This is a genomic window from Pantoea dispersa (assembly GCF_035783935.1).
Classification (GTDB): domain Bacteria; phylum Pseudomonadota; class Gammaproteobacteria; order Enterobacterales; family Enterobacteriaceae; genus Pantoea; species Pantoea dispersa_C.
In genome coordinates this window covers 1-12,382 of sequence record NZ_JALKOV010000005.1, presented here as the reverse complement: position 1 = coordinate 12,382, position 12,382 = coordinate 1, and the positions used below count along the sequence as shown (strand labels likewise).

Genomic DNA, 12,382 nt, shown 5'->3' with positions numbered 1-12,382 from the left:
TCTAAATGGCAAATATGACAAAGCGCATCGCGCTATAAAGCACCACATCAATCACCTTATATCACCCACAGCATCGTATTACCCGCTTCCTATATTCCGCGTCTTTCCCGGAGAGCCGCGCAATATAGATGCCGAACCGCTAACCGCAGGAACCCGTTATGCGCTTTACGATAATAACGACTAAACCCGGCCACCAGCCGCCGCAAACCCGCTGTGACTTTATGCCGCCCGGCGGCACCATTGGCCGCGGAGTGGACAACAATCTGGTGCTGCCGGATGACGATCGCACCATTTCTCGCCTGCAGGCGATTGTGCACATCACCGCCGCTGGCGAATGCCGCCTCACCAACCGGGGCAACGTGACGCGCGTGCTGCTCAATGACATCCCGCTGGAGCGCGGGCGTCAGGTGGAATTACAGGATGGCGACGTGCTGGGCATCGATGATTACCAGCTGCTGGTCAACGACCTCAACGGCGCGCAGCAGCCGCAGGCCGCGACGCTGGCACCGCAGCCCGTGGTGCAGGCGCCGGTAATGGCTGATGCGCCAGCGGCGGAAAAAGATGCCAGTACTGCCGCGATCCCCAGCGAGATCTGGGACAGCCTCGCCAAAGAGTTCTCGATCTCCGACGATCTGTCGAAGCGCAAAGCCGCGGCCGCGGTGCTGCCGGAGGCCAATCCGCTCACCGCGCCGGCCAGCCTCGATCGCAACCCGGAGGATCCGCTGGCCCAGCTGGTGAACGATGCGCCGCTGGATATTGGTCAGCAGCCGAAAAACACCAGCCTGTTCGATGAAGGCGATGCGCTGTTCGCGCAGGAAAGTATCTTCGACGATCGCACCCCCAGCACGCTGTCGGCGCAGCAGAATGCCGCCGCGCAGCCGCAGGTCGAGAGTGCCACCGAGCTCGATCCGCTCAGCCTGTTTGGCAGCCAGAGCAGCAGCGACGTGCGCAACCACGACGATCCGCTCGGTCTGATGATGGGCAACGCGGTTCCGCTGGCGCAGCCGGAGATCGCGCCGGCACAGCCCGTTCAGCCGCAGCCCGTCGCCCAGCCGGAAACGCACAGTGAACTCTCGCCGGAGACGGCACCGGTCGAGCTGGCGGATCTCAGCAGTTCGCCACTGTTCGATGACACCGAAACCCAGGCCACCTCGCCGCTGATCGAACCGCAGGCAGAGCAGCCAGAGACGGTCGCGCCGCAGATGGATTACGGCGGTATTACACTGCCCACGCCGCAGGCGGTGCAACGTGTCCCATCGCCGACGCCGAAAGGGCGGCTGCGTATCGATCCGGTGGCTTCCAGCCATCAGAACGCGGCACCCGCCAGCCAGGCGACTGCCAGCCACAGCAGCGGCGACGCGCTGAAAGGCGAGCTGCTGGATGCGCTGCTGGAAGGCATGGGGCTGCGCGATCTGCAGCCCACGCCGCAGTTCGACCGCGAGCAGATGCTGCAGTTTGGCCAGATGCTGAGCATGTTTTCGCAGGGCACCGTCGCGCTGCTGTCGTCACGTTCGATTCTCAAGCGTGGCGTGAAAGCGGATATGACGGTGATCCTCGACGACGCCAACAACCCGTTCAAACTGCTGCCGTCCGGCAAAACCGTGCTGATGCAGATGTTTGGCAGCCGCATGCCGGGCTTCATGCCGCCGCGTCAGGCGGTGCGTGATGCGCTGATCGATCTGCAGGCGCATCAGCTCGGCATGATCGCCGGGATCCGCGCCATTATCGCTTCGATGCTGCAATCATTTAACCCGGATCAGCTGGAAGAAGAAGCACGCCAGGCGGGATCGCTGTCGCGCCTCGGCCTGCCGGGCAGCCGCAAAGCCGCGCTGTGGGAGCATTTTGTTGAGCGCTACGGCGAGACGGCGGGCGAGATTGAGGACGATTTCCACACCCTGTTCGGCGAAGCTTTCCTGCATGCCTACGACCTGGAAGTTAATCAGTACAAAGATTCACAAACCCACACGGATGACGCATGAATATCACCATTGCTTCCACGTCGAATCAGGGCGACCGCGCCAGCAATCAGGATCAAACCGGTGAGGTCATCGGCCAACGCTCAGCCTGCTTCGTGGTGTGCGACGGCGTAGCAGGATTTCCCGGCGGCGACGTGGCCGCCCGCATCGCGCGCAGCAGCCTGATGGAGGCGTTCGACGGCAACGCGCATCTGGATGCGCAGTCAATTCGTAACTACGTCAACCACGCGAATCACGCGATTCGCCAGCAGCAGAAAGCCAGCAGCGAGCACAGCCGCATGGGCACCACGCTGGTCAGCCTGTTTGTCGACCGCGACTACGAGCTAGCCTACTGGGCGCACGCGGGCGACAGCCGGCTGTATCTGTTTCGCCGCGGTTATCTCTATCACGTGACGACCGACCACAGCCTGGTGCAGCAGATGAAAGATGCCGGCCACCAGACCGAAGGCATCAACAGCAACCTGCTCTACTTTGCCCTTGGCATGGGCGATGAGCAGCGCGACGCCAGCTACAGCGATGTGGTGGAAATAGAAGACGGCGACGCCTTTTTACTGTGCACCGATGGCTTCTGGCACGGCGTAACGCTGGAGCAGATGCAGCAGTCGCTGCACATGGTCAATACGCCGGAAGAGTGGCTGACGCTGATGCAGCAAATCATCCGCAACGGTCAGCCGGATAACGGCCAGCAGGATAACTTCAGCGCGCTGGCCGTCTGGATTGGCTCACCGCAGGACACCACCTTACTGCACTCGCTGTCCGAAGCGGCGCAGTTTTTCCCTCTTCGAGATTGAGAACGCCAACATGAAACATGGATTACTGGGTCTGGCTGCGCTGCTGCTCAGCACGCACGCATTTGCTGAGAACTATCGCATCGTGCAGTCCCCGGCACAGAAACTGGATGTCTGGATTGATGACGTGAAAGATAACCAGCTGGCGAGCTGGTGTAAGCGCAACGTGGATTTACGTATCGTCACCCACGGCGAGAAAAATGTTGCGGCACTGGAGGATTTTCTGCCGCGCGTTGCCGGGCTGATGGCATCGCAGTGTAAAGCGCTGCAGCAGCTCAACTGGGCGCTCAACGATGACGACGGCAACCCGATCGCCAGCGGCAGCGCTGCCAAAGCGCAGCAGTGGCAAACGGTGGTGACGCCGCCGCCCGCGCCCGTGCAGCAGCCAGAGGCCGCTGCGGTTGCACCTGCCGCGCCGGTGCTCAACTCGCCGCAGGCCGATACCACGCCGTGGCTGCAGTTCAGCCTGCTCGACGGCTGTCACTTCCGCACCTGGTGGCAGCATCCGGCGCAGACCAGCGCACTGTTCGTGCCGTCAAAACAGGGACTGAGCTGCGGTCAGGATGGCTGGCTGAGCGGCCACAGCAGCCTGACGCAGATGGGCAACGGTGCGGCAAAAACCGTGGTGGTCACTTTCCTGCAGGGCTTCCCGATTGCCGGCCTGAATAACAAACAGCAGAGCGCCGAGCTCAGCATCACTACCGTCAACAGCGAACGCATGGTGCTGAGCAACGAGAAGTCGCCAGACAGCTGGCTGGTGCTGCCGTTCAGCAGCCAGTTCAACGGCTGGCAGGCACCGGATCAGGTGGTGGTGCAAATGCCCGCCAGCGATGCCGCCGATGAGAGCGCGCTGCGCGCCCGGCTGCAGGAAGTGCGCAAAGTATGGTCGCCGTGGCTGAGCGCCAGCGCACCGCTGAAAGTCCAGCTGGTAGAGCAGCTGCATCCGGAGCTGAAAGATCCCGCCGCTGCGGTTTACCGCACCATTAACTAACGCAAAAGGAGCTTGCATGGAGTCGTTACAATCGCGCCTCGCCAGTGCCTCACTGGCCGATAACCTCGCTGATATCACCCGCCAGATTCAGGCCAGCCCGGCCAGTGCCGACCTGCGCGCGGCGTTTGTGCAGCTGCTGTGCCTGGCGGGCAACTGGACGCGCGCGCAAACCCAGCTGCAATCGTGGCTGGCGCTGACGCCCCAGGCGCAGCCGACCGTCACCTTACTGCAGCAGGCGATTGCCGGTGAGCAGCAGCGTGAAGCGGTACTGCGCGGCGAGGCGCAGCCGCAGCTGCCGGGCAGCGCGTGGGCGTGGTGCGAAACCCTGCTGGCTGCGCTGACCGCCGAGATTCGCGGTGACTTCGCGCAGGGCGCTGAGCAGCGTGCCGCCGCGCTGGCGCAGGCCGACGCCAATCCGGGCCAGCTACAGCAGCAGGAACAGACGACAGACTTCGCGTGGCTGATGGACGGCGACAGCCGCTTCGGGCCGGTGTGCGAAGCCATCGCCAACGGCCGCTACTACTGGATTCCGTTCGCCGCGATCCGCGAGATGGAATTTCAGGCACCCGCCAGCGTCACCGATTTGGTCTGGCGCCATACGCGCGTGCAGCTGGTAGATGGCAGCGAGCAGATTTGCCAGATCCCGGTGCGCTACCCGCTGCTGCCGGGGGCGGATGAGCGCTACCTGCGCGCCAGCGTCACGGAATGGCAGCCGCTGGGCCACGATGACAGCCAGTTTATCGGTCACGGCCAGAAGCTGTGGCTGAGCGACAGCGGCGAGTATCCGCTGCTGACGCTGCAGCAGCTGGCGTTCCAGCCAGGCGGCAGCGATGAGCCGTGATAACAGCTCGCACAACGATGGCTATGCCCAGCTGCACGGCGGTTTCCGCGCGCGTAAAAATCGCGATGCGCTAACCGCGCGCGACAAGCTGCAATCCTCGCTGCTCGATCGTCTGACTGACAACGCGCCGGACAAGCAGAGCGAAGCCAGCAACACCACGCTGATTTCACACAGCACGCTGCGCCGCCACGTGCTGCGCGATCTGCAGTGGCTGTTCAACACCATCAACAACGAAGCCCAGCAGGATCTCAGCGCCTTTGGTGAAGTGCAGCGCTCGGTGTGGAATTTTGGCGTGGCGCCGCTGGCCGGACAGAACATTTCCGACATCGAATGGCAGGATATGCAGCGCAAAATGACCGATGCCATTCTGCACTTTGAGCCGCGCATTCTGCCGCAGGGGCTGCAGGTGCGCTGCGTTAGCGATCTGAAATCGCTCAGCCTGCACAACGTGTTATCAATTGAGATCAAAGGCCGCCTGTGGTGCGTGCCTTATCCGCTGGAGTTTCTGTTCCGCACCCAGGTTGATCTGGAAAGCGGTCACTTTGAACTACTGGATGCAGGTTAATCATGGACAGCAAACTGCTCGACTACTACAACCGCGAACTGGCCTATCTGCGTGAGCTGGGCGCGGAGTTCGCTGCGCGCTATCCGAAAGTTGCCGGGCGGCTGGGGATGCGCGGCATCGAAGTTGCCGATCCTTACGTTGAGCGGCTGATGGAGGGCTTTGCCTTCCTGACTTCGCGCGTGCAGCTCAAAATGGACGCCGAGTTCCCGCGCTTCTCGCAGCGGCTGCTGGAGATGATTGCACCGTCTTATCTGTCACCTACGCCGTCGATGGCGATTGCACAGCTCACGCCGGACAGCCGCAAAGGCGACATCAGTAATGGCTTCCACGTGCCGCGCGGCACCATGATGGAGAGCCAGCACCTGAAGAAAAACGGCGTAACCTGCAGCTACACCACGGCGCACGATGTCACGCTGCATCCACTGCGCATCAGCGACGTTTCCCTCGGCGGCGTGCCGGGCGATCTGCCGCTGGGTGAACTGAAGCTCAGCGGTCGCGGTGCGGCCAGCGCGCTGCGCGTGCGCATCGCCTGTGAAGGCATTTCGTCGCTTAGCCAGCTGAACGTCGCCGATTTAATGTTGTATCTCAGCGGCCCGGACATTCAGGCGCTGAAACTGCTGGAACTGCTGATGCAGCACCGCGTCGGCATGCTGCTGCAATCGGTCGAACAGAAGCCGCTGCGCCAGGTGCTGCCGGATGAGGCGCTACAGCAGGAAGGCTTTGCGCCGGAGCAGGCGTTGCTGCCGGACGATCTGCGCAACTTCGACGGCTACCGGCTACTGCAGGAGTATTTTGCCTTCCCGGCGCGTTTCCAGTTCATCAGCCTGAGCCAGCTGGCACCGTTTCTGCGCCGCTGCGACAACGCGCAGGAATTCGACATTATCATCCTGCTGGATAAGGCCGACAGCGCGCTGGAAAGCGTGGTGGACAGCAGCCATCTGGCGCTGCACTGCACGCCGGTGATCAACCTGTTTCCCAAAACGGCCGAGCGCCTGAAGGTCAGCGACAGCCAGCACGAATATCATCTGGTGGTGGATAACATCCGGCCGCTGGACTACGAAGTGCACTCGGTACAGCGGCTTTACGCCACCGTTGAGGGCAAGCGCGAAGAGCAGATGTTCCGCCCGTTCTGGAGCACCTTCAGCGGCGACGACGGCGATTACGGCGCCTATTTCTCGCTGCGCCGCGAGCAGCGCACGCTGTCCGAGCAGGCGCAGCGTTACGGCACGCGCACCGGCTACATCGGCTCGGAAGTGTTTTTGTCGCTGGTGGATGAGCATCACACGCCGTGGCGCGACGACATGCGCTATCTGTCGGCAGACGTGCTCTGCACCAGCCGCGATCTGCCCCTGATGCTGTTGCAGCAGGAGCAGGGCAATTTCGTCATGCCGGATTCGATCCCGGTCGGTCAGCTGAAATTGTGTAAAGGCCCGACGCCGCCGCGTCCGGCGCTGGCCGAAGGGCTCTCCGCGTGGCGTCTGATTAGCCACCTGCAGATGAACTACCTGAGCCTGATGGACAGCAGCGACGGCCAGGGCGCGGCTGCGCTGCGCCAGCTGCTGAGCCTGTACGCCAATCTCGCCGAAGCGGCGGTGGCGCGCCAGATTGACGGTATTCGCCACTGCCAGCTCAGCGCGGTCAACCGCCGGGTGCCGGAACCGGGCCCGGTAGTGTTTGCGCGCGGCGTCAGCATCACGCTGGAGGTCGACGAACAGGCGTTCTCCGGTGCCAGTCCGTGGCTGCTCGGCAGCGTGCTGGAGCGGGTGTGCGGCCGGCTGGTGGCGCTGAATAGCTTTACCGAATTCACCCTCAACAGCCAGCAGCGCGGCGAGGTGGGCTACTGGCCGCCGCGCATGGGCAGGAAGGCGCTGCTATGAGCGAAGGGCAGATCATTCCGCTGCAGCGCGCCCAGCGGCTGCCGGACGATTTCTGGCAGGCAGTGATGGCGGCACCGTGGCGCTACGATCTGTTTCAGCTGCTGCGCCGGCTGGATGCGCAGGGCGGCCAGCGTTATCCGCTGGGACGCGCGCCGCTGCCGAAATTCGAAGCGCTGCGCATTGGTCAGAAACCATCGCTGGCGTTTGCCCCGGCAACGCTGGCCAGCGTGCAGCCGCGCGCAGAGGACGCGCGCCATGACGTGGCGATATACAGCTTTGGCCTGTTTGGCCCCAACGGTCCGCTGCCGACCCACCTGACGGAATATGTGCACGAGCGCATGGTGCACCATCAGGATCACAGCCTGGCGGCGTTTGCCGACATCTTTCACCATCGCGCCACGCTGCTGTTTTATCGCGCCTGGGCCGATGCGCAGCCGGCCGTTTCGCTGGATCGCGCCGATAACAGCCGCTTTGTCGATTACCTTGCCTGTCTGGCCGGCATCGGTTTACCGGCACAGCAGCAGGCCAGTTCGCTCAGCCTGCATGCGCGGCTGATGCTGGTCGGCCACCTCAGCCGCCACGGTCACGATGCCGAAGGGCTGGTACGCATTCTGCGTCACTACTTTGGCGTACCGGTGCAGCTGGCACAAAACGTGCCGCAGTGGCTGACGCTGGACGCGCGCGATCAGGCGCGGCTGGGGGCCGGACGCCAGATGCCGCGGCTGGGCGAATCGGCGTTTCTCGGCGTGGCGGTGCGCGATGTGCAGCACCGCTTTCGCCTGCGGCTCGGTCCGCTGAACGCGCAGCAGTATGCCCACTTTCTGCCGGATGCGCCGGGCGCGCGCGAAGTGCGCGACTGGGTGCGTCACTATCTCGGCATCGAAATGCAGTGGGACCTCAGTCTGATCCTGGCGGCGGAAGAAGTGCAAAGCGTCACGCTGGGAGGCAATGCCCGGCTGGGCTACACCAGCTGGCTGGGACACGCGCCACAGCCGCAGGATCGCGAAGATTTCATGTTTGAGGTTGAGGCAGCCGCAAGCTAGCCCAATCGCTTTTCCCTGTTACACAGCCTGCTTCTTTCATCAAAGAGACCCGATATGTCAGAAATCAGCCGTGCCGTGTTATTCGGCAAACTGGATACGCTGTTATTTACCTCGCTGGAAAGCGCCACCGCCTTTTGTAAACTGCGCGGCAATCCTTATGTTGAGCTGGTGCACTGGCTGCACCAGCTGATGCAGCAGCAGGATGGCGACTTACAGCGGGTGATCAGCCATTTTTCACTGGATGAAAACGCGCTGACGCGGGATATCGTCGCGGCGCTCGACCGCCTGCCGCGCGGCGCGGGTGCGGTTTCCGATCTCGCCGAACACATCGACAGCGCGGTCGAGCGCGCCTGGGTCTATGCCTCGCTGAAGTACGGTGCGACGCGCATTCGCGGTGGCCATCTGCTGATTGGCATGCTCAAAACCTTCAACCTCGCCAGCGTGCTGAAAGGCATCTCCGGCCAGTTTGGCCGTATCAATGCTGATGCGCTGCTCGAGCAGTTCGACACGCTGCTCGCCAGCAGTAAAGAAGCACAGCAGGCGCTGGTGGCGCAGCCGGGCGCGGAGAGTGCCGCACCGGCAGCCAGCACCAGCACGCTGGCGCAGTACGCGCAGGATCTCACCGCGCGCGCACGCGAAGGACGCATCGATCCGGTCACCGGCCGTGATGAAGAGATCCGCCAGATGGTGGATATTCTGATGCGTCGCCGGCAGAACAACCCGCTGCTGACCGGCGAAGCGGGCGTTGGCAAAACCGCGGTGGTCGAAGGCCTGGCGCTGCGTATTGCCGCTGGCGACGTACCGGCTCCGCTGCAGGATGTGCAGCTGTGGCTGCTGGATATCGGCATGCTGCAGGCCGGGGCCGGCATGAAAGGCGAATTTGAAGCACGCCTGCAGGCGCTGATTAATGAAGTACAGTCCAGCCCGACGCCGATCGTGCTGTTCGTCGACGAGATCCACACGCTGGTCGGAGCCGGCGGCCAGCAGGGCACCGGTGATGCCGCCAACCTGCTGAAACCGGCGCTGGCGCGCGGCCAGCTGCGCACCATCGGGGCCACCACCTGGGCCGAATACAAAAAGTATATTGAGAAAGATCCGGCGCTGACGCGTCGTTTCCAGACCGTGCAGGTGCAGGAGCCGGATGAAGCCAAAGCGATTCTGATGCTGCGCAGTACCGTCAGTGCGCTGGAGAAGCACCATCAGGTACTGCTGCTTGATGAGGCAGTCAGCGCGGCGGTGAAGCTGTCGCACCGTTACATTCCGGCGCGCCAGCTGCCGGACAAAGCGGTGGCGCTGCTGGACACCGCCTGCGCACGCGTGGCGGTGAGCCAGGGCGCACAGCCGGCGGCACTGGAAGATTGCCTGCATCGTCTGGCCGCGCTGGAGATTGAAGCGGAAATCATTGCGCGCGAAAGCAAAGTCGGGCTGGGCGACGCGGCGCGTTCGCAGGCGGTTGCCGCGCAGCGCGCGACGCTGGAAACTGAGCGCGATGCGCTGCAGCAGCGCTGGCAGCAGGAGTGTGAACTGGTCGATCAGCTTATTGCGCTGCGGGCGCGCTGCGTGACGGAGGGCGAAGTCGCGCTGCGCGATGAGCTGGACGCGACGCAACAGCAGTTGCAGCAGGTACAGGGCGAAGCGCCGCTGCTGTTTGCCGCCGTGGATGCCAGCGTGGTGGCCGCCGTGGTCGCGGACTGGACCGGGATCCCGCTGGGGCGCATGGTGAAAAACGAAATCGACGCGGTGCTCAATCTCGCCGATACGCTCAACCAGCGCGTGATTGGCCAGCGGCACGGTCTCGATCTGATCGCCAAACGCGTGCGCACCTCACGCGCGCGCCTCGACAATCCGAACAAACCGGTCGGCGTCTTTATGCTGTGCGGTCCCTCCGGCGTCGGCAAAACCGAAACCGCGCTGGCGCTGGCCGAGTCGCTGTACGGCGGCGAGCAGAACATCATCACCATCAACATGAGCGAGTTTCAGGAAGCCCACACCGTTTCCACCCTGAAAGGCGCACCGCCGGGCTACGTGGGTTATGGCGAAGGCGGCGTGCTGACCGAAGCGGTGCGGCGTCGTCCTTACAGCGTGGTGCTGCTGGATGAGATCGAGAAGGCGCATCCGGATGTGCACGAGCTGTTCTTCCAGGTGTTCGATAAAGGCTGGATGGAGGATGGCGAAGGGCGCCATATCGACTTCCGCAACACCATCATTATCCTGACCTCCAACGTCGGTACGCAGCTGATCAGCGCGATGTGCGCCGATCCGGAGCTGATGCCGGATCCGGAGGCGCTAAGTACCGCACTGCGCAAACCGCTGCTGGAGGTGTTCCCGCCGGCGCTGCTCGGTCGCCTGCTGGTGGTGCCGTATTACCCGCTAAGCGACGCGATGCTGGCGGAAATCGTCCGGTTGCAGCTGGGCCGTATTGTTCAGCGCCTCGCCGACAACCACGGCATCAGCGCGCAGATTGACGATTCGGTCATCAGCCAGATCGTGCAGCGCTGCACGGAAGTGGAGTCCGGTGGCCGCATGGTCGACGCCATCCTTACCAATACCCTGTTGCCGCAGATGAGCCAGATGCTGCTCAGCGCCCACGCCCGCGATGAACGCTATCGTCGCGTGCAGGTGCGCTGTGAGCAGGGCGAGTTTGTTTGCCAGTTCGATGTCTAAAGCCGTTAGTGATCAGAGAGTTTTCGAAAATGTCGGAACACGATAATCCCCTCAACGTACCCAACGCTCTGCCGGTGGGTTACCGTTTCAATGAGTTTGAAATTAAAGAAGTGATCGGTGGTGGCGGCTTTGGCATTGTTTATCGTGCCTGGGATCATCAGCTCGAGCGTGATATCGCCATCAAAGAGTTTATGCCAGCTTCGCTGGCGGTGCGCAGCGATGATCTGAACCTGGTGCTGCGCAGCGAACGCTTCAGCAAAACCTTTCATGCCGGGCTGAACAGCTTTATTCAGGAGGCGCGCCTGCTGGCCCGTTTCAACCATCCTAATCTGCTGCACGTGCTGCGTTTCTGGGTGCAGAACGACACTGCTTATATGGGCACGGTGTTTTACAGCGGCACCACCTTATCGAACCTGCGCGAACGCAATCCGCAGCTGGTGGATGAAGCCTGGATTCGTCGCTTGCTGCCACCGCTGCTGGGGGCGATCAAAACCATCCACGACGCCGGTTACCTGCACCGTGATATCTCGCTGGATAACATCCAGATCCAGAGCAGCGGTGAGCCGGTGCTGCTGGACTTTGGCTCCGCGCGTAAAACCATTGGCAACCTGTCGGATGAGAGCGAAACCATGCTGCGTCCGGGCTATGCGCCCATCGAGCAATACAGCGATAACGACGAAAGCGAACAGGGCGCGTGGACGGATATTTACGCGCTGGGCGCGGTGCTGCACACGCTGATCACCGGGGCGCCACCGCCGGTGAGCGTGGTGCGCAGCATCGAAGATAACTACCAGCCGCTGGCCGCGCGCCGCCTGCCGGGCTACTCCCAGGCATTGCTGACGGCGGTGGACAGCGCGCTGGCACTCAAACCGGAAGATCGGCCGCAGGATATTGATGCCTTTGCCGCGCTGATGGCGCTGCCAGAGCGCGAACCGGAACCGCTGCTGAGCGCCAAAATCAGCGGACCGGGCACCATGCTGGTGCCGGTGGAAGAAGCGAACGAAGCCGAAACGCTCTCGCCGGTGAAATCGCTGCTGCGCCATCGCTTAGCGCTGCCGGGGCTGGTAGCTGCGGGCGTGCTGGTGGGATTGTGCGTGGGCCTGCTGATGTCCGGGGGCGATGAGCCTGCGGCGCCGGCAGAGACGGTGCAAAACAGCGCGCCAGCTGCTGATCCGGCAGTTTCACCTTCAGCGCCGTCAGCGTCGTCAGCGCCAGCCGCAACGGCAGCGGTAACGCCGGAAAAACCGCGCGAAGTGGAGCCGCAGCCTGCGCCGCCGCCGGAGCCGGTCGCGCAGGTTTACATCAAGCTGCAGCAGGGCGAACGCGTCCAGGTGAATGGCAAACCGCAGGCGCTGGTGCCTGCCGCCAACGGTTTTGCCGCGCTGCAGCTGGCGCCAGGCAACTATACCTTTGCCATCAGCGGCCAGGGCGGCACGCGCGAGCAAACGCTGACCATCAGCGAAGAAGGCGTCTGGTTGCTCGATCCACACAGTTAATCATCAGGGATTTATTATGTTCTCACGCATCACCGCGCAGCTGCCGATGGACGGCCTGCTGTTCTGGAAACTCACCGGCGCCGAGGCGCTGTCGCAGTCGTTTGAGCTGAACGCCGAGCTGCTGGCCACGGACGCGCGCAT

Annotated in this window: 9 protein-coding genes; all 9 read left to right on the top strand. The window is 63.0% G+C overall.

Features of this window, described 5'->3' with window-relative positions; genetic code table 11:
* The first annotated feature begins 158 nt into the window (after positions 1–158).
* From tagH to MXF20_RS11355, 9 genes are read left to right on the top strand one after another with little or no spacing between them, the layout of a single operon-like run.
* Entirely contained in the window at positions 159–1,979 is a 1,821-nt protein-coding gene (gene tagH, locus MXF20_RS11395; RefSeq protein ID WP_325969469.1) for a type VI secretion system-associated FHA domain protein TagH, read from the top strand.
* Complete coding sequence (locus MXF20_RS11390; protein WP_325969468.1) at positions 1,976–2,767, top strand: PP2C family protein-serine/threonine phosphatase; 792 nt, start codon at positions 1,976–1,978, stop codon at positions 2,765–2,767. The genes tagH and MXF20_RS11390 overlap by 4 nt, the downstream gene beginning before the upstream one ends.
* Before the next feature lie 10 nt (positions 2,768–2,777).
* Complete coding sequence (locus MXF20_RS11385; RefSeq protein ID WP_325969467.1) at positions 2,778–3,755, top strand: hypothetical protein; 978 nt, start codon at positions 2,778–2,780, stop codon at positions 3,753–3,755.
* Positions 3,756–3,771: 16 nt separating this feature from the next.
* On the top strand, positions 3,772–4,596 hold the full coding sequence (locus MXF20_RS11380; protein WP_325969465.1) for a type VI secretion system accessory protein TagJ: 825 nt from the start codon (positions 3,772–3,774) through the stop codon (positions 4,594–4,596).
* On the top strand, positions 4,586–5,161 hold the full coding sequence (gene tssE, locus MXF20_RS11375; protein ID WP_021506795.1) for a type VI secretion system baseplate subunit TssE: 576 nt from the start codon (positions 4,586–4,588) through the stop codon (positions 5,159–5,161). The genes MXF20_RS11380 and tssE overlap by 11 nt, the downstream gene beginning before the upstream one ends.
* Positions 5,162–5,163: 2 nt before the next feature.
* Complete coding sequence (gene tssF, locus MXF20_RS11370) at positions 5,164–7,038, top strand: type VI secretion system baseplate subunit TssF (RefSeq protein WP_325969464.1); 1,875 nt, start codon at positions 5,164–5,166, stop codon at positions 7,036–7,038.
* Positions 7,035–8,081 (top strand): type VI secretion system baseplate subunit TssG, encoded by a 1,047-nt coding sequence (gene tssG / locus MXF20_RS11365; protein ID WP_325969463.1) that lies wholly within the window; start codon positions 7,035–7,037, stop codon positions 8,079–8,081. The genes tssF and tssG overlap by 4 nt, the downstream gene beginning before the upstream one ends.
* A 54-nt stretch (positions 8,082–8,135) precedes the next feature.
* On the top strand, positions 8,136–10,745 hold the full coding sequence (tssH, locus tag MXF20_RS11360; protein WP_325969462.1) for a type VI secretion system ATPase TssH: 2,610 nt from the start codon (positions 8,136–8,138) through the stop codon (positions 10,743–10,745).
* 29 nt (positions 10,746–10,774) lie between these two features.
* Positions 10,775–12,241: a serine/threonine-protein kinase gene (locus MXF20_RS11355; protein WP_325969461.1), complete on the top strand. Its 1,467-nt coding sequence runs from the start codon at positions 10,775–10,777 to the stop codon at positions 12,239–12,241.
* Positions 12,242–12,382 lie beyond the last annotated feature (141 nt).